The sequence below is a fragment of the Rhodanobacter lindaniclasticus genome (assembly GCF_004799035.1).
Taxonomy (GTDB): Bacteria; Pseudomonadota; Gammaproteobacteria; order Xanthomonadales; family Rhodanobacteraceae; genus Rhodanobacter; species Rhodanobacter lindaniclasticus.
In genome coordinates, this window is the sequence record NZ_MWIO01000026.1 from 49,432 (window position 1) to 69,541 (window position 20,110).

Annotated in this window: 22 protein-coding genes; 12 read left to right on the plus strand and 10 right to left on the minus strand. The window is 67.5% G+C overall.

All coding sequences use genetic code 11. From position 1 onward, the window contains the following. Positions 1-2 precede the first annotated feature (2 nt). Positions 3-1,331 (minus strand): DEAD/DEAH box helicase, encoded by a 1,329-nt coding sequence (locus tag B1991_RS08870; protein WP_136258365.1) that lies wholly within the window; start codon positions 1,329-1,331, stop codon positions 3-5. Positions 1,332-1,476: 145 nt separating this feature from the next. Beyond that, a complete protein-coding gene (locus B1991_RS08875) occupies positions 1,477-2,133 on the minus strand; it encodes a class I SAM-dependent methyltransferase (RefSeq protein ID WP_136258366.1) in 657 nt (218 codons plus the stop codon). A gap of 129 nt (positions 2,134-2,262) precedes the next feature. Between B1991_RS08875 and B1991_RS08880 the strand changes: the two genes are divergently transcribed. Next, on the plus strand, positions 2,263-3,495 hold the full coding sequence (locus B1991_RS08880; protein ID WP_136258367.1) for an MFS transporter: 1,233 nt from the start codon (positions 2,263-2,265) through the stop codon (positions 3,493-3,495). Positions 3,496-3,532: 37 nt separating this feature from the next. Beyond that, positions 3,533-4,018: an FKBP-type peptidyl-prolyl cis-trans isomerase gene (locus B1991_RS08885; protein WP_136258368.1), complete on the plus strand. Its 486-nt coding sequence runs from the start codon at positions 3,533-3,535 to the stop codon at positions 4,016-4,018. 173 nt (positions 4,019-4,191) lie between these two features. On the opposite strand, the gene B1991_RS08890 is transcribed toward B1991_RS08885, so the two are convergent. After that, a complete protein-coding gene (locus B1991_RS08890; protein ID WP_136258369.1) occupies positions 4,192-4,767 on the minus strand; it encodes a C40 family peptidase in 576 nt (191 codons plus the stop codon). Between the two features lie 274 nt (positions 4,768-5,041). On the opposite strand from B1991_RS08890, the gene gorA reads away from it, so the two are divergent. From gorA to B1991_RS08905, 3 genes are all read left to right on the plus strand, one after another. Beyond that, entirely contained in the window at positions 5,042-6,391 is a 1,350-nt protein-coding gene (gene gorA / locus B1991_RS08895) for a glutathione-disulfide reductase (protein WP_136258370.1), read from the plus strand. A gap of 91 nt (positions 6,392-6,482) precedes the next feature. Beyond that, positions 6,483-7,262: an N-formylglutamate deformylase gene (hutG, locus tag B1991_RS08900; RefSeq protein WP_136258371.1), complete on the plus strand. Its 780-nt coding sequence runs from the start codon at positions 6,483-6,485 to the stop codon at positions 7,260-7,262. A gap of 187 nt (positions 7,263-7,449) precedes the next feature. Continuing rightward, positions 7,450-7,692, plus strand: coding sequence for a hypothetical protein (locus B1991_RS08905; RefSeq protein ID WP_136258372.1), 243 nt, complete (start codon positions 7,450-7,452; stop codon positions 7,690-7,692). A 44-nt stretch (positions 7,693-7,736) separates the two neighbouring features. Here the strand turns inward: B1991_RS08905 and B1991_RS08910 are convergent, their stop codons facing one another. From B1991_RS08910 to asnS, 7 genes are all read right to left on the minus strand, one after another. After that, positions 7,737-8,177: a RidA family protein gene (locus tag B1991_RS08910; RefSeq protein ID WP_136258373.1), complete on the minus strand. Its 441-nt coding sequence runs from the start codon at positions 8,175-8,177 to the stop codon at positions 7,737-7,739. Next, the gene (can, locus tag B1991_RS08915; protein ID WP_136258374.1) at positions 8,174-8,839 is read right to left on the minus strand and encodes a carbonate dehydratase; all 666 of its coding nucleotides are present in this window, start codon (positions 8,837-8,839) and stop codon (positions 8,174-8,176) included. Before can ends, B1991_RS08910 begins: the two co-directional genes overlap by 4 nt. Before the next feature lie 40 nt (positions 8,840-8,879). After that, the gene (locus B1991_RS08920) at positions 8,880-10,358 is read right to left on the minus strand and encodes an aldehyde dehydrogenase (protein ID WP_136258375.1); all 1,479 of its coding nucleotides are present in this window, start codon (positions 10,356-10,358) and stop codon (positions 8,880-8,882) included. Between the two features lie 113 nt (positions 10,359-10,471). Further along, the gene (locus B1991_RS08925; RefSeq protein ID WP_136258376.1) at positions 10,472-11,260 is read right to left on the minus strand and encodes an SDR family oxidoreductase; all 789 of its coding nucleotides are present in this window, start codon (positions 11,258-11,260) and stop codon (positions 10,472-10,474) included. A 22-nt stretch (positions 11,261-11,282) separates the two neighbouring features. Beyond that, positions 11,283-11,594, minus strand: coding sequence for a hypothetical protein (locus B1991_RS08930; RefSeq protein WP_136258377.1), 312 nt, complete (start codon positions 11,592-11,594; stop codon positions 11,283-11,285). Further along, on the minus strand, positions 11,591-12,388 hold the full coding sequence (locus B1991_RS08935) for a MalM family protein (RefSeq protein WP_136258378.1): 798 nt from the start codon (positions 12,386-12,388) through the stop codon (positions 11,591-11,593). The genes B1991_RS08930 and B1991_RS08935 overlap by 4 nt, the downstream gene beginning before the upstream one ends. Positions 12,389-12,393: 5 nt before the next feature. Then, positions 12,394-13,794, minus strand: coding sequence for an asparagine--tRNA ligase (asnS, locus tag B1991_RS08940; RefSeq protein ID WP_136258379.1), 1,401 nt, complete (start codon positions 13,792-13,794; stop codon positions 12,394-12,396). Between the two features lie 146 nt (positions 13,795-13,940). On the opposite strand from asnS, the gene B1991_RS08945 reads away from it, so the two are divergent. The 7 genes from B1991_RS08945 (at position 13,941) to radA (ending at position 20,094) form a co-directional block, all read left to right on the plus strand. Further along, entirely contained in the window at positions 13,941-14,267 is a 327-nt protein-coding gene (locus B1991_RS08945) for a HesB/IscA family protein (RefSeq protein WP_136258380.1), read from the plus strand. Between the two features lie 170 nt (positions 14,268-14,437). Continuing rightward, a complete protein-coding gene (rpsF, locus tag B1991_RS08950; RefSeq protein ID WP_136258381.1) occupies positions 14,438-14,857 on the plus strand; it encodes a 30S ribosomal protein S6 in 420 nt (139 codons plus the stop codon). A 15-nt stretch (positions 14,858-14,872) separates the two neighbouring features. After that, positions 14,873-15,103, plus strand: a complete 231-nt coding sequence (gene rpsR, locus B1991_RS08955; RefSeq protein ID WP_007081973.1) for a 30S ribosomal protein S18 — start codon at positions 14,873-14,875, stop codon at positions 15,101-15,103. Positions 15,104-15,255: 152 nt separating this feature from the next. Beyond that, complete coding sequence (rplI, locus tag B1991_RS08960) at positions 15,256-15,705, plus strand: 50S ribosomal protein L9 (RefSeq protein WP_136258382.1); 450 nt, start codon at positions 15,256-15,258, stop codon at positions 15,703-15,705. Positions 15,706-15,991: 286 nt separating this feature from the next. Beyond that, positions 15,992-17,386 carry a replicative DNA helicase gene (locus B1991_RS08965; RefSeq protein WP_136258383.1) on the plus strand — a complete coding sequence of 465 codons (1,395 nt, stop codon included), beginning with the start codon at positions 15,992-15,994 and terminating at the stop codon, positions 17,384-17,386. A gap of 145 nt (positions 17,387-17,531) precedes the next feature. Continuing rightward, positions 17,532-18,620, plus strand: a complete 1,089-nt coding sequence (gene alr, locus B1991_RS08970) for an alanine racemase (RefSeq protein WP_136258384.1) — start codon at positions 17,532-17,534, stop codon at positions 18,618-18,620. A gap of 88 nt (positions 18,621-18,708) precedes the next feature. Continuing rightward, positions 18,709-20,094 (plus strand): DNA repair protein RadA, encoded by a 1,386-nt coding sequence (radA, locus tag B1991_RS08975; RefSeq protein WP_136258385.1) that lies wholly within the window; start codon positions 18,709-18,711, stop codon positions 20,092-20,094. Positions 20,095-20,110: the final 16 nt, after the last annotated feature.

Here is a 20,110-nt window from a genome sequence, read left to right on the forward strand (position 1 = left end):
GGTCAGGCCTTGGCCGCCGGGCGCCGATTGTTGCGACGGCGCTGGTTGCCGGCGGCGTGGTCGCCGCGGCCCTGCGGCGCATAGCCGCTCGGCCGTGCCGCACCGGCGGGCTTGCCCTGGCGCGGCGCGCGCGACTGCTGGCGCTGGCCGCCGCCACCTTGTTTCGGGCGCGGTGCACCGGCATCCAGCCGCAGCGGGGCGGAGGGCTCGTAGCCGGCCATGGCGGTGATCGCGATGTCCTGCTTGAGCAGCTTGCGGATGTCGTACAGCAGGCCGCTTTCGTCATGGCTGACCAGCGACAGCGCGAGGCCTTCCATGCCGGCGCGGCCAGTGCGGCCGATGCGGTGCACGTAATCCTCGGCCACCGAAGGCAGGTCGTAGTTGATCACGATCGGCAACTGCTCGATGTCGATGCCGCGCGCGGCGATGTCGGTGGCCACCAGCACGGTGACGCGGCCGCTCTTGAAGTCGCTGAGTGCGCGGGTGCGGGCATTCTGGCTCTTGTTGCCGTGGATCGCGGCGCTGCGCAGACCCGAGGCGTTGAGGAAGGTCACCAGCTTGTCGGCGCCGTGCTTGGTGCGGCTGAATACCAGCGTCTGGCGACGGGTATCGGCCGACAGCACGTGCAGCAGCAGGTCGCGCTTGCGCGCAGCGTCCACCGGATGCACCTGGTGGCTGACCAGGGCGGTCACGGTGTTCGGTGCGGAGACCGAGATCTCGCGCGGGTTGTGCATGAACTCCATTGCCAGCGTCTTGATCGCCGGGGCGAAGGTGGCCGAGAACAGCAGGGTCTGGCGCTTCTTCGGCACCGACTGCAGGATGCGCTTCAGCGCCGGCAGGAAGCCCATGTCGAGCATGCGGTCGGCTTCGTCCAGCACCAGCGTCTCCACCGCGGAGAGGTCCAGCGTGCGCTGCTGCAGGTGGTCGATCAGCCGGCCCGGGGTGGCGATCACGACGTCCACGCCGCGACGCAGCGCGTTGATCTGCGGGCCCATGCCGACGCCGCCGAAGATGGTGGTGGCGCTGACGTGGATGTGCTTGCCGTAGTCGCGCATGTTCTCGTGGATCTGCGCGGCCAGCTCGCGGGTGGGGGTGAGGATCAGCGCGCGCGGGCGGCGGGTCATGGTCTGCCCGCTGGTCGAGAGCTTCTGCAGCAGCGGCAGCGCGAACGCGGCAGTCTTGCCGGTGCCGGTCTGCGCAGCGGCGAGCAGGTCGTGGCCTTCCAGCGCGGGCGGGATCGCCGCGGCCTGGATCGGGGTGGGATTGGCGTAGCCGTAATCGGCGAGCGCACGCAACAACGCGGGCGCAAGGCCCAGCGAATCGAAGGACATGAAACACTCCTGTGCAACCCGGAGTGTTCATACCGTGTTGCGAATCAAGGGGAAGGGGGCGGCGGTTGCCGCAACCGTCGAAGGAACGACGATCCGGTGAGTATAGCTGATTCGGCATGCCGACGTCTGCCTCTGCGGGCGGGCGTCAGCGAGGATGGCGCGCCACGACCAGATAACTGTTGAATGGCGTGCGTCCGCGCAGGGGCTCGATACGCACCTCCAGCCCGGCCTGTTCGAGCGGCACGCGCACCTCGTCGGCGCTCGGATAGTGCTGCGCGCCGCCGGGAATCCAGCCGGAGACGTGCAGGAAGAACTCCTCGACGCGGGTGGCGTGGAAGCGCCAGTTGGCCTCGCGCAGCACGTTGCGGATGATCAGCAGACCCTGCGGCGACAGGTGCCGCGCGGCGTCCCGTAGCAGGGTGGGCTGGCGCGCGGCGGGCAGGTAGTGCAGCACGTCGAGCAGGGCGACATGGCCCTGCTGCGGCGGCAGCTCGGCGACGTCGGCCTGTTGCAGGCGCATCACGGCATCGAGTCCCGCGCGTTGCACCGCACGTTGGCCCGCCGCGATCTTGCGCGGATCGTGATCCAGCCCGAGGTAGGGCTGGGCGAGGCCTTGCGCATGCAGGTACTGGCCCAGCAGGCCGATGCCGCAGCCGATGTCGAGCAGCGGCAGCGACGTACCGTCGATCCGCGTCGACACGGCATCGTAGACCGGGTCGCTGGCCAGCTTGCCGCGCACGTAGCCGCGCTGCAGGTGGCCCTGGTAGAGCCGCGCGATGTGCCGCCGTGAGTGACCGTCCATGCGCGTCCCGCGTGCCGGAGATGCGACCAGCCTAACAAGCTTGCCGGGATGGTGCGGGGTTGCGTAGCGGGCCGGCCTCGTGCATACCGTGCGCACCGCCGCTCGACGGCCGCTGCCTGGAGTTTCGCGATGTCGTGGTTTTCACCCCTGCGCCAACTCGACTCCACCCAGCGACATACGGTGGCGGCGAGCTTCCTCGGCTGGACGCTGGACGCGTTCGACTTCTTCCTGCTGGTGTTCGTGCTGGGCGACATCGCCGACGATTTCCAGGTGCACAAGACCGAGGTGACGCTGGGCATTCTGCTGACCCTGGCGGCCCGCCCGCTTGGCGCGCTGCTGTTCGGCCGGCTCGCCGATCGTTACGGGCGCCGGCCGGTGCTGATGTTCGACGTGCTGCTGTTCTCGTTGCTGGAATTTGCCTGCGCCTTCGCACCGACGCTGACGGTACTGCTGGTGCTGCGTTTCGCCTTCGGCGTGGCGATGGGCGGCGAGTGGGGCGTCGGTGCCTCGCTGGCGCTGGAGAGCATCCCGGTGCGCGCTCGCGGGCTGGTTTCGGGGTTGCTGCAGAGCGGCTATCCCTGCGGTTATTTTCTGGGCGCGATCGCCTTCTGGGTGGTATTCGACGTATTGGGCCTGGGCTGGCGCGCGATGTTCGTCGTCGGCGTGCTGCCGGCCTTGCTGGTGTTGTACCTGCGCAGCAAGGTGCCCGAGTCGCCGGTATGGCAGGCGGGGCAGGCGGGCAGGCAGCGGCGGAGTCTGCGCGACTCGATGCGCGGGCAGTGGAAGCGGCTGCTGTACATGATGCTGCTGATGATGGCGTTCAACATGTTCAGCCATGGCTCGCAGGACATGTATCCGACCTTCCTCAAATCGCAGTTGCACCTGCAGGTCGGCACGGTGACCGTGCTGACGATGCTGCTCAACGCCGGCGCCATCCTCGGTGGCCTGAGCTTCGGCGCCTGGTCCGAACGCATCGGCCGGCGACGCGCGATGATCGTGGCGGCGTTGCTGGCCTTGCCGTGCATTCCGCTGTGGACGCATGGCGGCTCACTGGTGCTGCTCGGGCTGGGCGCGTTCCTCATCCAGGTGATGGTGCAGGGGGCCTGGGGCATCGTGCCGGCCTACCTCAACGAGCTGTCGTCGGACGACGTGCGCGGCACCTTGCCCGGCTTCGCCTATCAGCTGGGCAACCTGCTGGCCGCGAGCACGGCCACCGCGCAATCGTGGCTGGCCGATCGCAGCGGCGGCAACTACGCGCTGGTGATGGCGGGGTGGATGGCCGCAGTGGCCGTCGTGCTGGCCCTGCTGGCGTGGCTGGGGCCGGAGGTGCGCGGTACGTACTTTGGCAGGCAGCGCTCCTGATAGAATCGCCGGTTTGCGCCCTCTTGCGAGACATACGATGAAAGCTGGAAAGGACAAGGTGGTTTCCCTGCACTACACGCTGACGGTGGCCGGCGACAAGGTGGAAAGCTCGCACGACCGCGACGAACCGTTGTGGGTACTGCTTGGCCACGGCCAGCTGATTCCCGGCCTGGAAACCGCACTCGGGGGCCACGAGACCGGCGAGGAACTGGCGGTGGACGTGGCCGCCGCAGACGCCTACGGCGAGCGCCAGGAAGGGCAGATCCAGCGCATGTCCAAGAAGTATTTCCCGCAGGCCAACCGGCTCAAGCCGGGCATGGTCACCGTGCTGCAGCTGAAGGAAGGCGGCCAGCGCGCCGTCACCGTGCACAAGGTCGGCATGAGCACGATCGACGTGGACCTCAATCACCCGATGGCCGGCAAGAACCTGCATTTCGACGTGAGCATCGGCGAGGTGCGCGACGCCACGGAAGAAGAGCTGCAGCACGGCCACGCGCATCCGCCGGGCAGTGCGGAGCACTGAGCTGCGGATAATCGGATCAAACCAAAACGGCGCCTCGGCGCCGTTTTTCGTTTGCCCCTTCTCCCTTTGGGAGAAGGTTTGGATGAGGGAGCGCTCGGATTACGGTACGCGATGCTTTTCCTTCCGTCGCATGACGAAGATCATCGTGCACAGGCTTTCGCCCTGTACGGCCCTCAATCCAGCACCCGCTTCCCGTACGCGAAGTGGTCGCCCCAGTACGGCCCGTCGATGTCGTCCAGCCGCACCGTGCCGCCGCTGTTGGGCGCATGCACGAAGCGTCCCTTGCCGACATACACGCCGACGTGGCTGATGCTGCCGCCGATGTCGAAGAACACCAGGTCGCCGCTGGCCAGCTGGGTCATCCGCTTCACCTTGCGGGCGTGCATCGAAGCCATCGCGTGCGACGTACGCGGCAAGCTGATGCCGGCGGCCGTGCGGTAGATGTAATCGACCAGGCCGCTGCAATCGAACCCCCCGGTCGGCGTATTGCCGCCCCAGCGGTAGGGCGTGCCGACCAGTCCGATCGCGCGGAACAGGATGTCGTTCGCCTCGCCCGCGCTGGCGGCCGACGGCGCGCGGGGCGGCAGGTCGGCCAGCGCCGAATGCGAGGCCTTGTAGGTGGTCTCGCGCCGGTGCGGACTGCTGGCGCAGGCGGTGAGCAGGGCGATCATGGCGTAGAGCAGGAGTTGTCGCGCCAGGCCGCAAGGGGTGGCGGTCGAGGTGAGGCGGGATACTCGATCCGGAGGCATGGCACGATCTCGGCCTGAGTCAGCCCGAGGTTACCAAATCAATGGGTTGGGAGAAAGTGTTCAGAAAGTAGTGGAGTGCTTGCACCGTAAGCGCAGGTGCGACGCCACTTGCTACCATCGAATGACGGATCGGCGACCGATGCGGGCGCATTGCCGAGTCGGTCCGAGGCTCTCGGTCATGAACGATGCCAGGGCCGATGCGCCCGCCCGGTTCGGGCCGTAGCGAGCGTGGCGCCTTGCGTGGGCGCCACCCACGAACGCCGAGGATGATGCGATGACCGCAAGCCATGACCTGATCGTGCTGGGCGCCGGTTCCGGCGGCCTGGCCACGGCCTTTCGCGCAGCCAGGCATGGCGCCCGCGTGGCGTTGGTCGAGCCGCGCGAACTGGGTGGCACCTGCGTGCATCGCGGCTGCGTACCGAAGAAGGCGATGTGGATCGCGGCGCAGTGGGCGCAGGAACAGCGCTGGGCCACGGCGCTGGGGTTCGACGCGCAGCCCGGGCCGCTGGACTGGAGGCACTTCCGCGAGGTGCGCGCGGCCTACATCGGACGGATCGATCAACGCTATGCCGAACGCCTGCAGCAGGCCGGCGTCGAGGTCATGCAGCAGCACGCGCGGTTCGTCGCCGCGGACACGGTGGAACTGGCCGATGGCAGCCGCGCGCAGGCGCCGCATGTGGTGATCGCCACCGGCGCGCGGCCGCGTCGCCTGAACATTCCCGGCTTCGAGCTGGGCCTGGTATCGGATGACATTTTTGCCCTCGATGCCGCGCCCCGGCGCGTTGCGATCGTCGGCGGCGGTTACGTCGCCGTGGAGTTCGCCGGCCTGTTGCGGGCGCTGGGCTGCAGTGTCGAGATGCTGGCGCGCAAGCGGTTGCTGGGCAGCTTCGACGCGGAACTCGTGAGCGCCCTGCGCGAGCACATGCATGGCCAGGGCATCGCGGTGCACCTGGACACCGATGTGCACGCCGCGCGCCGCGTGGACGATGGCATCGTGCTGGACGACGGTGCCCTGGCCGGCCCGCGCGGTCCCTACGACGCCGTGCTGTGGGCGGTGGGGCGGGTGCCGAATACCGAATCGCTGGGCCTGGACGCCGTCGGCGTGGCGCGGGACGACAAGGGCCACGTGGCGACCGACGCCTGGCAGGACACCAACGTCGCGGGCATCCACGCGGTGGGCGACGTTACCGGGAGGCACGAGCTGACCCCGGTGGCGGTGGCGACCGGGCGCGCGCTCGCCGACCGTCTGTTCGGCGGGCAGGAACAGGCGCGGATGGATTACCGCAACATCCCCACCGTGGTGTTTTCCAAGCCGCCGATGGGTCGCGTCGGGCTCACCGAACACGAGGCGCGGGAACGCCACGGCGAGGCGGTGCGCGTCCACTGCAGCCGCTTCACGCCGATGGCCTGGGCGCTGGTGGGCAAGCGCGAACAGAGCCTGATGAAACTGGTTTGCGTGGGCGAGGACGAACGCGTGGTGGGGATCCACCTGCTTGGCCCGAGTGCCGACGAAATGTTGCAGGGATTTGCCGTGGCCTTGAAGCGAGGCATCTGCAAGCGCGATCTCGATGCCACCGTGGCGATCCACCCGACCTCGGCCGAAGAGCTGGTCCTGATGGATTGACGGCCGGGATCCGGGACAGCCGAAGTCCGTGCGACCATGGCTCTCGCGCACCCGAATTCCCAGACCCGGTCCCGGCCCTTAGACTGGAACGATGAACACATTCACCCTGTACCGGGGGCGCGCGCCTCTGCTGATCAGCCTGCCGCACGATGGCAGCTTCATTCCGGCGGACATCGCCGCGCGCATGCACCCGGCCGCGCGGCGCTCGCCCGACACCGACTGGCACGTGGCACGGTTGTACGAACCGCTGGCCGAGGCACTGGGGGCCAGCGTGCTGAAGCCCGTCGCCTCGCGTTACGTGGTCGATCTCAACCGGCCGGCCGATGGCCATGCGCTGTACCCCGGCCAGCGCGAGACCGGTCTGGTGCCGCTGGTCGGTTTCGATGGCGAACCGCTGTATCGCGAGGGCGAGGCGCCCGATGCGGCCGAAGTTCAACGGCGCATGAACGAATATTGGCAGCCGTACCACGATGCCCTGGCGCAGGAAATTGCGCGCCTGCAGGCGGAACACGGCCGTGTGGTGTTGTGGGAGGGGCATTCGATCCGCGGTCGCGTGCCGATGCTGTTCGAGGGCAGGCTGCCGGATTTCAACCTCGGCACCGCCGACGGAGCCAGCTGCGGCGGCGCCCTGCAGGCACGCCTGGTCGAATGCCTGCAGGCGCAGTCGCGATACAGCATCGCCGTCAACGGCCGTTTCAAGGGAGGTTACATCACCCGCCATTACGGCCGTCCGGATGCGGGCGTGCAGGCCGTGCAACTGGAGCTGGTGCAGCTCAACTACATGGACGAGGCAAGCTTTGCCTACGAGGCCTCGAAGGCGTCGCAGGTGCAGGCGTTGATCGGACGGTTGCTGCGCGCCTGCGTGGCTTGAACGCAAGAAATTGCCGACCGCGGGAGCGTTTTGCGACTGTCAAGTTCCAGCGCAATCCGGCGCAGGAAAATGGCCTGCCGCATTCAGCAGCCGTATCTCCTGCGCGCTGCATTGTCTCGTCGTCGCGCTACCCGAGGCGCCGGGTTCCGGCCGGGCTCGCGGCATTCCTTGTCCGAGGTTTGTCACCATGATGCGTAATGTTCTGATTGCCTCCCTGCTGGTTGCGGGCGTGGCGCTTTCCGGTTCGGTGCTGGCCCAGGCCGCTGCCCCGCAGGCCGCCACCCCTGCGGCGCAGACTGCAGTGGCAACCAAGGCCGCCCCGGCGACCGAAGCTGCGCCGAAAGCCGTCGCGCATACCACGACGCACCACAAGACCCACAAGCATCACAAGAGCCACAAGAAGGCCGCCACCACGCCGACCGCGGGCTGATCCCGCGCCGACCTGGAAAGGTTCTGGCTGAATGCCCCGCCGACTCAGGTCGGCGGGGTTTTTTGTGCCGGCAGCGCAGCGATGCACTTGAGCTCGATCGCGATCGGCGTGGGCAGGCTGTGGATGCCCAGCGTGGTGCGGCAGGCGTCCACGCCGGCGAAGTATTCCGCGTAGAGGCGGTTGTAGGTCGCGAAATCGCGCGACATGTCGGTCAGGAACACGGTGACGTCGACCAGGTCGGTCCATTGCGCGCCGCTGGCCTCCAGCACGGCGCGCACGTTGGCGAACACCTGCCGGCATTGCGCCTCGATGTCGTAGTCGATCAGCTTGCCGCCCGCGTCGTGCACATTGCCGGGAATGGCATTGCTGCCCGGTTGGCGCGGACCGACACCGGACAGGAACAGCAGGTCGCCGACCCAGCGCGCATGCGGATAGGTGCCCACCGGTTGCGGCGCGGCGTCGGTGCGGATGCCTGCGCCGCTCATGCGTCGCCGGTCCAGCGGCGGGTCAGCTGGGTCACGGCCTGCTCATATGCTTCGGGCAATTGTTCGCGTCCGCGCACGTCCAGCCCCAGATCGTGGATGCAGCCATTGTCCAGGCCGTAGATCCAGGCGTGCACCGCCAGTTGCTGGCCGCGCTCCCAGGCTTCGCGCACCACCGTGGTGTGGCATACGTTGAGCGCCTGTTCCAGCGCGTTCAGCTCGCACAGGTGGGCGTGGCGCAGGGCGAACGACTGGTTCGGGTCGAGCTTGTCCGAGTGCTTCATGGCGATGTCGGTGATGTGCCGCAGCCAGTTGTCGATCAGGCCCAGGCGGCTTTCCTTCAGTACCGCGCCGACGCCGCCGCAGCCGTAGTGGCCGACGACCAGGATGTGCTTGACCTTGAGCACGTCGACGGCGAACTGGATCGTGCTGAGCGCGTTGAGATCGGTGTGCACCACCACGTTGGCCACGTTGCGATGCACGAAGATCTCGCCCGGCGGCAGGTCGACGATCTGGGTGGCGGGCACGCGCGAATCCGAGCAGCCGATCCACAGATACTGCGGCGCCTGCTGCTGCGACAACTTCTCGAAAAAGGTCGGGTCCTGCGTGGTGACCTGATCGGCCCAGCGGCGGTTGTTCGCAAGCAGATCTTTCAGTGAATTCATCGAAACTCCCGTTCCTCGGACGTGCAATGGTCGCAGCGCGCTACGGCGTGGGGCCGTACGCGATGCAGATGTTTTTCGGTTCGGTGAAGAAGTGCAGCGCTTCGGCGCCACCCTCGCGCCCGACGCCGGATTGCTTGGCGCCGCCGAACGGCGTGCGCAGGTCGCGCAGCAGCCAGCAGTTGATCCACACGATGCCGAACTCGAGTTGCCCGGCCAGCCGGTGCGCGCGGGAAAGGTCCCGGGTCCACAGCGACGCGGCCAGTCCGTAGTGACTGTCGTTGGCGATCGCCAGCGCCTCCGCTTCATCCTCGAACGGGATCAACGCCACCACCGGACCGAAGATTTCCTGCTGGTTGGTTTGCGCCGACGAGGGCAGCCCTTCGATCACGGTCGGCGCAATGAACCAGCCGTGGGCGCAACGGCCGGGCAGGGTGATCGCCTCGCCGCCGCACAGCACGCGGCCGCCTTCGGCGCGGGCCTGCGCGATGCAGCCGATCACCTTGTCGTAGTGTGCCTGCGACACCATGGCGCCGAGGTCGCTGTCAGCGTCGTCCGGATCTCCCACGCGCAATGCCCGCACGCGCGCAAGGTAGCGTTCGCGGAACGCATCGTAGATGGAGCGCTGCACCAGCAGGCGCGAACCGCACAGGCAGATCTCGCCCTGGTTGGCGAAGCCCGAGCGCACGATGGTGTCGAGGTTGGCGTCGGAAAGATCCGCGTCGGCGAACACGATCGCCGGGTTCTTGCCGCCCATCTCCAGCGAGACTTTCTTGAACGCCGGTGCCGCGGCGGCAGCGATGGCCGCGCCGGTGCGCGTGGAGCCGGTGAACGACACCGCCTTGACCGCCGGATGCGCGACGATGGCCTCGCCGACCTTCGGTCCCAGCCCGTGCACGATGTTCAGCACCCCGGGCGGAAAGCCGGCCTCGATGCTCAGCTCGCCCAGCAGGGCGGCGGTGCACGGCGTGATCTCCGAGGGCTTGGCCAGCACCGTGTTGCCGGCCGCCAGTGCCGGCGCGATCTTCCAGGTGAACAGGTACAGCGGCAGGTTCCACGGACTGATGCAGCCGACCACGCCGAGTGGCTGGCGCAAGGTGTAGTTGATGGCGCCCGCGCCCGGCGTGCCCGCCTCCATTGCGTGCGACTCGCTGCCCCAACCGATGATCGCGGCGGCAAAGTAGCGCAGGTTGCTCACCGCGCGCGGAATGTCGAGACGACGTGCGAGGGCGAGCGGCTTGCCGCTGTCGCGCGATTCCAGCGCGGCGAACTCCTCCAGCCGCGCCTCGATCAGGTCGGCCAGGCGGTGCAACAAGTGAGCCCGTTGCTCGATCGGCGTGGCCGCCCAAGCGGTGGCCGCGCGACTGGCGGCTGCCACGGCGGCCCCGACATCGGCGACATCGGAATCCGGGCATTGCGTCAGCACGGCCGCCGTGGCGGGTTCGTGCACGTCGAGCCAGCTGTCGTGGACGGACGCCTGCAGGCGGCCGTCGATCAGGTTGGCTAGGCGCGGAGTCGACATCCGCATCATCTTAGATCCGGCACGCGACAATTGCACCGAACGCGACCGTATGCAGCGCACGCGGCGTACTGGATTGGCCGGGACTCAGTCGCGCTGCCTGCGCGTCCTGGCGCTCACAGCGAGCGCATGCGCCCACCATCGACCGGCAGGCTCACACCGGTGATGTAGCTGGCTGCCGGCGAGGAGAGGAAGGCCACGGCGGCCGCGGTTTCCGCGGGGTCGGCGAAGCGGCCCATCGGAACCTCCGCGGCCATCTCGCGCGCCACCTCCGCATCGTCGCGCCCGGATTTCTGCGCCCGCACCCGGACGATCTGCTCGATCCGCGGCGTATGGGTGGAGCCGGGCAGCACGTTGTTGACCGTGATGCCCGACCGTGCCAGTTCGCCGGCGAGGGTCTTGGCCCAGCTGGCCACCGCGCCGCGCGTGGCGTTGGAGACGCCGATACCGGCGAGCGGTTCCTTCACCGAAGTGGAGATGATGTTGACGATGCGGCCCCAACCGGCGTCGCGCATGCCGGGAATCACCACCTGCGCCAGCGTGTGGTTGGCCAGCAGGTGCTTGCCGAAGGCGTCGAGGAATTGCGGTGGCGTGGCGTCCAGGATGCTGCCCGGTGGTGGGCCGCCGCTGTTGTTGACCAGGATGTGCACGGGTGCCGCCGCGACCAGGGCCTCGACCCGCTCGCGCAGGCTGTCGATGTCGCCCGCGTCGGCGACGAGGAGATCGTGGTGCTGCGCGTCACCGGTACGCGGCAGACTGTCGACCACTTCGGCGAGCACCTCGGCGCGGCGCGCCAGCACGGTGACGCTGGCGCCGAGCAGGGCCAGCTCCACCGCGCACGCGCGGCCGATGCCCTGGGAGGCGCCGCAGACCAGCGCGTGGCGTCCGCTCAGATCCAGTTGCATGGGTGTTGCCTCCGCGAAAGATTCAGGACGAGAGACGTGTGGCCAGGGCGCCCAGCCAGCACAACCAACCCAGCCAGGGGCTCAGCCGCCACAGATTGCGCCAGCGGTCGATTGCCCGGTCGCCGAGCGCCGGCAATGCGGGCGAGCGCAGCACCTGTTGCATCCGCGCCCAGCGCCGCCAGGCGGAAGGCCTGGCATGGTCGGCTGCCGCGATGATCTGCCAGTGTTGCGGATAGCGCTGCCGCAACAGTGCGGCCAACCGGTATTGGGCCACGAACGACAACGCGAACAGGCTCACGCCGGCAACCAGCAACGACAGATACAGCACGATCACGATGGACTGCTGCTCTTTCCGCTCCACGGCAGCGGCAGATCGTTCAGCAGACCATTGCCGGTAGGCGCCTTGCCGCACACGGCGCTATCGATGGCCTTCTGATAAGTGGAGTTCATCACGCCGATCCACAGCGAGCCGTCCGGCCCGTGCGGAATGCTGAAGCTGCCGGTCGAGCTCATCTGCAAGGTGGCCGCCGTGGTGGTGGAGAACGAGGCCGGCGACTGTTCCCAGTAGGTCTTGCCCGCTTGCTGGTCGGCCGAGCTGTAGACCAGCAGGTAATGGGCCTTGTCACTGGCGATCTTGAAGCTGCCGAAGGCGCCGGTGGTCTCGTCGCTCCAGCCCATGTGTTCGCAAAGGCGGATGTCATCGAAGCGGATCGGCTGGAAGCCGTCGTCCAGCAGCACGATGGTGGGCGCGAAAAGATAACTGGAATGCAGCCAGCGGCCGTTCAATTCCGATTTGAGGGCCACCCGGTACGGCAGCTTCATCCCGGTGGGAAGGCGGAAAGCCAGGAAATAGCTCTTGGTGCCGTTGAGGTTGGCGACCATGCTGCCGCTGCCCAGGGTGAACTTCTGCGGCTGCCATGGCAGCAGGCTGCGGTAGGAGAAATCGGCGAAGCTGCTGCAGCAGGGCGTGGCCTGTTGCAGGTGCAGCTGGGCGATCTTCAGCGGATCGCCGGGATCCTCCGCGGGCGGCCGCAGGTTGGGCGGCAGCAACGCCTTGGCGGCATGGCAGCCGGTCAGCGCAAGGGCGGCGGTGAGCACGGCAGCAAGGGTGGCGAAGCGGTACGACATGGGCGTCAGAACTCGGCGGTGCCGGCGGCACGCGGGTAGGGGATGGCGTCGCGGATGTTGGACAAGCCGCAGATGTACACCAGCAGGCGCTCGAAGCCGAGGCCGAAACCGGCGTGCGGCACGGTGCCGTAGCGGCGCAGGTCACGGTACCAGCCATAGCTCGCCGGATCGAGGCCGAACTGGATCATGCGGCGGTCCAGATGATCCAGCCGCTCCTCGCGCTGGCTGCCGCCGATGATCTCGCCGATGCCGGGCGCGAGCACGTCCATCGCGGCCACGGTCTTCTCGTCATCGTTCAAGCGCATGTAGAACGCCTTGATCGCCTCGGGATAGTTCATCACGACCACGGGGCGGCCGACATGTTTCTCGGCGAGGTAGCGTTCGTGCTCGGTCTGCAGGTCGATGCCCCAGGCCACCGGATATTCGAACTTTTCGCCGGACTTCTTCAGGATCTCGATCGCGTCGGTGTAGTCGATGCGCTCGAACGGCTTGGCGATGAACGCCTCCATCCGGGTGATCGCATCCGCTTGCATGCGCTCGGCGAAGAACGCCATGTCGTCCGGGCGCTCGTCGAGCACGGCCTTGAAGATCGCCTTGAGGAACGCCTCGGCGCAATCGGCGTTGGCGGCGAGATCGGCGAACGCGATCTCCGGCTCGACCATCCAGAACTCGGCCAGATGGCGCGGGGTGTTGGAGTTCTCGGCGCGGAAGGTGGGGCCGAAGGTGTACACCTTGCTCATGGCCAGGCAGTACGCCTCGACGTTGAGCTGGCCGGACACGGTGAGAAACGCCTCGCGGCCGAAGAAATCCTTGCGGAAGTCGATCTTGCCGTCGGGCAGGCGCGGCAGGTTGGCCAGGTCCAGCGTGGACAGCCGGAACATGTCGCCGGCGCCTTCGGCGTCGGAGGTGGTGATGATCGGGGTATTGATCCAGAAGAAGCCCTGTTCGGTGAGGTGGCGATGGATCGCCGTCATCATCGTGTGGCGCACGCGGGTGACGGCGCCGAACAGGTTGGTGCGCGGGCGCAGGTGGGCCACCTCGCGCAGGAATTCCATCGAGTGCTGCTTGGGCTGGATCGGGTAGGTTTCCGGGTCGTCGACGAGGCCGGTGACGATCACTTCGTTCGCTTGCAGCTCGAAGCGCTGGCCCTTGCCCTGTGACGGCACCAGGGTGCCGCTGGCGATCACGCCGGCGCCGGCGGTGAGGTGTTTCACCTCGCTCTCGTAGTTGGCCAGGGTGGCCGGCACCACGGCCTGGATCGGGTCGAAGCAGGAGCCATCGGTGACATTGACGAAGGACAGGCCGGCCTTGGAGTCGCGGCGCGTGCGCACCCAGCCGCGCACGGTCACCTGGCTGCCGGCATCGATGCTGCCGGACAACGCCTGCTTCACACTGACCACGGCCATGAGTTGGAACTCCTGCTGCTTGCGCGCCGGTCGGCGCACTGGATGGGTGGCACGCGCGGCGCGCTGGGCCAAACCTGCATGATAATGTAGGGCTTGCCCGGGTCGCGACACCCGTGCTCCATTCCATGAGGTCGAACCTGCCAGCCATGAGCATCAGCATCACCCCCGCCGCCAACGAACGCATGCGCCACTTCCTAGCCTCGACGCCCGCAGCGGCAGGCGTTCGCTTCGGGGTCAAGCGCACCGGCTGTTCGGGGTTCGCCTACGTGGTCGACCTGGCCGAGTCGATGGACGAGGGCGACCGGCTGCTGGAGGTGGACGGCGTGCCGCTGATCGTCAGCGACAAGAGCCTGGCCCTGGTCGACGGCACGGTCATCGATTTCCAGCGCCACGGGCTCAACGCCAGCTTCGTGTTCCACAACCCGAACTCCACCGGCGAGTGCGGCTGCGGCGAGAGCTTCACCGTCAGCTGATTGTCTCCGCCCGGCGCGCAGGCTTTTCAATGACTTGCGTGGCCGTTGCGGGCCATCGTACAATTCCGCTTCTGTCCGCACCCGAAAGGGTGTTGACGGGACACTTGCCTCACCGCACCGACGGGAGGCTGCCAGGCCTCCGGGCCGCATCCACAAGGAGTCAACCCACAATGACCCTGCGTCATTACGAAGTCGTATTCATGGTCCATCCGGACCAGAGCGAGCAGGTTCCGGCCATGCTCGAGCGCTACAAGTCGCTGATCGAGGCCGACGGCGGCAAGATCCATCGCCTGGAAGACTGGGGCCGGCGCCAGCTGGCTTACCCGATCGTCAACCTGGCCAAGGCACATTACGTGCTGCTCAACATCGAAGTGAGCCAGAACGCGTTGAACGAGCTGGAGTCCGGCTTCCGTTTCAATGACGCGGTGCTGCGCCACCTGGTGATCCGTCGTGACGAGGCCGACATCGAGCCGTCCTTCATCCTGAAGTCGAAGGAAAAGGACGACGCCAAGTCCAGCCGTCGCCGCGACGACGACAACGATGGCGAGAGCCGTGGCCACGCCGACAACGATCGCGACAGCGACGACTGATCAGGGAGCACCGACATGTCCAAGTTTTTCCGCCGCCGCAAGTTCTGCCGCTTCACTGCCGAAGACGTGAAGGAGATCGACTACAAGGATCTCAACACCCTGCGCCAGTACGTCACCGAGAACGGCAAGATCGTGCCCAGCCGCATCACCGGCACCAAGGCGCGCTACCAGCGCCAGCTGGCCACCGCGATCAAGCGCGCCCGCTTCCTCTCGCTGCTGCCGTACACCGACAACCACGACGTCTGATTCAGACGCCGGGAATGGGGAATCGGGAGTCGCAAGAGCGTTGAGCTCTGCGGTTTCCGGGTTCCCATTTCCGATTCTCGATTCGCGAAAATTCGGACAACCGTCCTCTGGCTGCGTCGGGCCACACCGGCGCTAACGAACAGGAAAGCATCATGGAACTCATTCTTCTGCAGAAAGTCCGCAACCTCGGCAACCTCGGTGACAAGGTCACCGTGAAGCCGGGTTACGGCCGCAACTACCTGCTGCCGCAGGGCAAGGCCGCGCGCGCCAATGCGGCCAACCTGGCCGCATTCGAGCAGCGTCGCGCCGAGTACGAGGCCAAGGCCAACGCCGTGCTGGCCGATGCCGAGGCCCGCAAGGCCAAGCTCGCCGACGTGTCGGTGACAATCGCGGCGCACGCCAGCGCCGAGGGCAAGCTGTTCGGTTCGGTCGGCCCGCGCGACATCGCCGAGGCCCTGGCCGCCGAAGGTCACGCCGTCCACAAGGGCGAAGTGATCCTGGGCGAAGGCCCGCTGCGCAACACCGGCGAGTTCGAGGTCGCCGTGCACCTGCACGCCGACGTGCACACCACCGTCAAGGTGATCGTGGTCAGCGACAAGTAAGTTCCAGTCCGTCGGAAAACGTCCGGGCGCCGCGAGGCGCCCGTTTGTTTTTGGGGCAGGGAACGGGGAGTGGGAAACGGTCTGAGCATCGCGCTTCTGCCTTCGAGGTCCTGTTCCCTGTGCGCTGTGCGCCATCCCGGCCTTATCCCCATCAACCCACAGCTTATCCACAGGGTTGTTGTCTCGACGGTTGAGACGCCGCCGCGCATCATGGTGTCCGTGTGGCTACCCGCGTAGTGTCGGCGCATGACGTGCCGCTCGCGGGGCAATTCTCCGAGGTAGCTCGATGTCATTCGTACCCGAACGCAAGTCTTCTTCGCCGGCGATCGAGGCGCTGCGGGTGCCGCCGCATTCCATCGACGCGGAGCAGGCGGTGCTGGGCGGGTTGATGCTGGCTCCCGGCGCGCTGGACAACGTGGCCGACCGGCTGGGCGAGGACGACTTCTACCGCAAGGACCACCGGCTGATCTGGCGCGCGATCAACGAGCTGGCCAACAAGGGCATGCCGTGCGACGCGGTGACCCTGGGCGACTGGTTCGAAAGCAATGGCCTGGCCGAGATGGTCGGCGGCGCCGGCTACCTGATCGAGCTGGCCAACAGCACGCCCAGCGCGGCCAACATCGCCGCTTATGCCGAGATCGTGCGCGAGAAGTCGGTGCTGCGTCAGCTGATCGACGCCGGTACCTCGATCACCGAGGACGGCTATCGCCCCGAGGGCAAGAGCGTGCACGAGGTGCTGGAAAGCGCCGAACAGCGCGTGTTCCACATCGCCGAATCCGGTGCGCGCGGCAAGAAGGATTCCGTCTCGATGCGCGAGGCGGTGAAGGACGCCTTCAAGTTGCTCACCGAGCGTTACCAGAACCGCGGCCAGCTCACCGGCGTCAGCACCGGCTTCACCGACCTGGACGAGCTCACCTCCGGCCTGCAGCCGTCGGATCTCATCATCGTGGCGGCGCGCCCCTCGATGGGCAAGACCGCCTTCGCATTGAACATCGCCGAGACTGCGGCGCTGGGCAGCAAGAAGGCGGTGGTGGTGTTCTCGATGGAGATGTCCTCCTCGCAGCTCGCGTTCCGCCTGATCTCCTCGGTGGGCCGCATCCATCAGCAGCATCTGCGCAACGGCACGCTGGAGGAGGAGGACTGGCCGCGCGTCTCCAATGCCATCGCGCTGCTTTCGGACGCGAAGATCTTCATCGACGACACGCCCAGCCTGTCGCCGGTGGAGCTGCGTTCGCGCGCGCGCCGGCTGCATCGCGAGCACGGCGGTCTCGGCCTGATCGTGATCGACTACCTGCAGCTGATGCAGGTGCCCGGCAACACGGAGAATCGCGCCACCGAAATTTCAGAAATCTCGCGTTCACTCAAGGGACTTGCCAAGGAGCTGAACGTGCCGGTGATCGCCCTGTCGCAGTTGAACCGCTCGCTGGAACAGCGCGCCGACAAGCGCCCGATGATGTCCGACTTGCGCGAGTCCGGCGCCATCGAGCAGGATGCCGATGTGATCATGTTCATCTACCGCGACGAGTACTACAACAAGGAATCGCCGGACAAGGGCATCGCCGAAATCATCATCGGCAAGCAGCGCAACGGCCCCACCGACACCTGCAAGCTGACCTTCCTCGGCCACTACACGAAGTTCGTGAACTACGCGCCGGACTCGTTCGTGGGAGGGTTCGATTGAGGGCCGGGCATGGCGGGAAGGAAGCCACGAGCCGGGTAGCCTTTCCGGCGGTTCAGGCGACGCTGCCCGTCGTGCATGCCGTTCCAGACTGGCGCAACCTCTGCGGTTGCCAATCCCGTATCCCTGATTCCGAACTCCGCCCACAGTGAGTCGCACCACCGTCGCCACCATCCATCTCGGTGCGCTGCGCCACAATCTGGCGCGGCTCAAAACCATGGCCGCGCCGGCCAGGGTGATGGCGGTGGTCAAGGCCGATGCCTACGGCCACGGACTGGAACGTGTCGCCCGCGCGCTGGGGAGCGAGGCCGAGTGTTTTGCCGTGGCGGCGCTGGGCGACGGCCTCCGGCTGCGCGCGGCGGGGCATCGGCAGCGCATCGTGGTGTTGTCCGGGCCGGACAATGCGGGCGACCTCGCCGAGATGCAGCGGCTGCAACTTGAGGCGACCATTCATCACGAGGCGCAGTTGCCGTGGCTGGCTGCGATGGCGTCGGCGCGCGGAAGGCTGCGCGTGTGGCTGAAGGTCGACAGCGGCATGCATCGGCTGGGCTTCGCGCCCGAGCGCGTCGCGGCGGTGCACGCGCAGCTTGCCGCGATGGCCGGCGTCGATCCCGAGATCGGCCTGCTCACGCATTTTTCCGACTCGGAAGTGTTCGGCGGCGCGCAGACGCCGGCGCAGATCGCCCGCTTTGCGGCAGTGACCGATTCGTTTGCCGGCCCGCGCTCGCTGTCCAATTCTGCTGCGGTGCTCGGCTGGCCCGATGCGCGCGGCGACTGGGTGCGCACCGGCGGATTGCTGTACGGCTTGTCGGTCGTGGACGGCAAGTGCGGCGCCGACTTCGGCTTCCGCCCGGCGATGACGCTGTCCACCCGGCTGATCGCGATCAACCGCATCGGCCGCGGCGAGCGCATCGGCTACAACGGCACCTGGACCTGCCCCGAGGACATGCCGGTCGGCGTGGCCGCGGTCGGCTATGGCGACGGCTACCCGCGCAGCGTCGCCGCCGGCACCCCGGTACTGGTCGGCGACCGCCGCGTGGTGTTGATCGGCCGCGTCTCGATGGACCTGATCACACTCGACCTGCGCGATGCGCCCGAAGCGAAGATCGGCGACCGGGTGACGCTGTGGGGGTCGCAGCTTCCGGTCGAAACCATCGCCGCCGCGGCCGGCACGATCTCCTACGACCTCACCTGCGGCATGACCCGTCGCGTGCTGTTCGTCGAGGACGAAGGCTGACATCGTTGCGCGCCGCGCGCGTCTCGCCGCCTGCGATGGCCGCGCACTAAACTCGTCGTCCTCAGTCGCCTTCACCCGGGAAACCCGCATGGCCAAAGCCAGGACCGCCTACGTCTGCACCGAATGCGGCGCCGAGCACAGCAAGTGGCAGGGGCAGTGCGTCGAGTGCGGGGTGTGGAACACGCTAAGCGCGATCGTGCTGGAGCCGGCCACCGCGGGCAAGGCGTCAGTGGGCGCGCAGCGATCCAGCTACGCTGGCGCCGCCGCGGGTGCGCCGAAGATCACGCCGTTGACCGAGGTGATGCTGACCACCGAGGCACGCACGCTGACCGGCATCGGCGAGCTGGACCGCGTGCTTGGCGGCGGCTTGGTGCAAGGCTCGGTAGTGCTGATCGGCGGCGATCCGGGCATCGGCAAGTCGACCCTGCTGCTGCAGGTGCTCGGCACGCTGGGCCTGCAGTTGCCCAGCGTCTACGTCACCGGCGAGGAATCGCTGGCGCAGGTCGCCGCGCGTGCGCAGCGCCTGGGCCTGGCGCTGGAGCCGCTGCAGGCGCTGGCCGAGACTTGCATCGAGCGCATTCTCGAACAGGCCATGGCCACCCGGCCGAAGGTGCTGGTGATCGACTCGATCCAGACCATCTGGACCGAGCTGCTGGCCGCCGCGCCCGGCTCGGTGTCGCAGGTACGCGAGTCCGCCGCCAAGCTCACCCGCTTCGCCAAGGAGACCGGCACCGCGGTGTTCCTGGTCGGCCACGTGACCAAGGAGGGCGGCATCGCCGGCCCGCGCGTGCTCGAGCACATGGTCGATGCGGTGCTGTATTTCGAGGGCGAATCGGGCAGCCGGTTCCGCGTGCTGCGCGCGTTCAAGAACCGCTTCGGCGCGGTCAACGAGCTGGGTGTGTTCGCGATGAGCGACAAGGGCCTGCGCGAGGTGCCGAATCCGTCGGCGATCTTCCTTTCGAACCATGCCGGACCGACTTCCGGCAGTGCCGTGATGGTCACCCGCGAGGGCACTCGGCCGCTGCTGGTCGAGGTGCAGGCGCTGGTCGACCAGTCCTCGCTGGGCAATCCGCGCCGGGTCACCCTGGGCCTGGAACAGAACCGCCTCGCCATGCTGCTGGCGGTACTGCACCGGCACGGCGGCGTGGCGGCGTACGACCAGGACGTGTTCGTCAACGTGGTGGGCGGCATCCGCGTGCAGGAAACCGCGGCCGACCTGCCGGTGTTGCTGGCGGTGCTGTCCAGCCTGCGCGATCGACCGCTGCCGGAGCACATGGTCACCTTCGGCGAGGTCGGCCTGTCCGGCGAGATCCGCCCGGTGCCCAATGGCGAGGAGCGGCTCAAGGAGGCCGCCCACCATGGTTTCCGTCGCGCGATCGTGCCCAAGGCGAATGCGCCGAAGAAGGGCAGGGTCGGCGAGATGGAAGTGGTCGGCGTGGAGCGCTTGGGCGAGGCGATCGACGCCTGCCGCTAGAGCGTTGCGGGCGGAT

Coding starts and splice junctions, on each gene's coding strand:
- rpsF (WP_136258381.1), top strand. CDS start 14,438: ATGACCCTGCGTCATTACGAAGTCGTATTCATGGTCCATCCGGACCAG.
- rplI (WP_136258382.1), top strand. CDS start 15,256: ATGGAACTCATTCTTCTGCAGAAAGTCCGCAACCTCGGCAACCTCGGT.
- hutG (WP_136258371.1), top strand. CDS start 6,483: ATGAACACATTCACCCTGTACCGGGGGCGCGCGCCTCTGCTGATCAGC.
- radA (WP_136258385.1), top strand. CDS start 18,709: ATGGCCAAAGCCAGGACCGCCTACGTCTGCACCGAATGCGGCGCCGAG.
- B1991_RS08905 (WP_136258372.1), top strand. CDS start 7,450: ATGATGCGTAATGTTCTGATTGCCTCCCTGCTGGTTGCGGGCGTGGCG.
- asnS (WP_136258379.1), bottom strand. CDS start 13,794: ATGGCCGTGGTCAGTGTGAAGCAGGCGTTGTCCGGCAGCATCGATGCC.
- B1991_RS08880 (WP_136258367.1), top strand. CDS start 2,263: ATGTCGTGGTTTTCACCCCTGCGCCAACTCGACTCCACCCAGCGACAT.
- B1991_RS08945 (WP_136258380.1), top strand. CDS start 13,941: ATGAGCATCAGCATCACCCCCGCCGCCAACGAACGCATGCGCCACTTC.
- B1991_RS08935 (WP_136258378.1), bottom strand. CDS start 12,388: ATGTCGTACCGCTTCGCCACCCTTGCTGCCGTGCTCACCGCCGCCCTT.
- gorA (WP_136258370.1), top strand. CDS start 5,042: ATGACCGCAAGCCATGACCTGATCGTGCTGGGCGCCGGTTCCGGCGGC.
- B1991_RS08910 (WP_136258373.1), bottom strand. CDS start 8,177: ATGAGCGGCGCAGGCATCCGCACCGACGCCGCGCCGCAACCGGTGGGC.
- rpsR (WP_007081973.1), top strand. CDS start 14,873: ATGTCCAAGTTTTTCCGCCGCCGCAAGTTCTGCCGCTTCACTGCCGAA.
- B1991_RS08890 (WP_136258369.1), bottom strand. CDS start 4,767: ATGCCTCCGGATCGAGTATCCCGCCTCACCTCGACCGCCACCCCTTGC.
- B1991_RS08920 (WP_136258375.1), bottom strand. CDS start 10,358: ATGTCGACTCCGCGCCTAGCCAACCTGATCGACGGCCGCCTGCAGGCG.
- B1991_RS08870 (WP_136258365.1), bottom strand. CDS start 1,331: ATGTCCTTCGATTCGCTGGGCCTTGCGCCCGCGTTGTTGCGTGCGCTC.
- B1991_RS08925 (WP_136258376.1), bottom strand. CDS start 11,260: ATGCAACTGGATCTGAGCGGACGCCACGCGCTGGTCTGCGGCGCCTCC.
- can (WP_136258374.1), bottom strand. CDS start 8,839: ATGAATTCACTGAAAGATCTGCTTGCGAACAACCGCCGCTGGGCCGAT.
- B1991_RS08965 (WP_136258383.1), top strand. CDS start 15,992: ATGTCATTCGTACCCGAACGCAAGTCTTCTTCGCCGGCGATCGAGGCG.
- B1991_RS08875 (WP_136258366.1), bottom strand. CDS start 2,133: ATGGACGGTCACTCACGGCGGCACATCGCGCGGCTCTACCAGGGCCAC.
- B1991_RS08885 (WP_136258368.1), top strand. CDS start 3,533: ATGAAAGCTGGAAAGGACAAGGTGGTTTCCCTGCACTACACGCTGACG.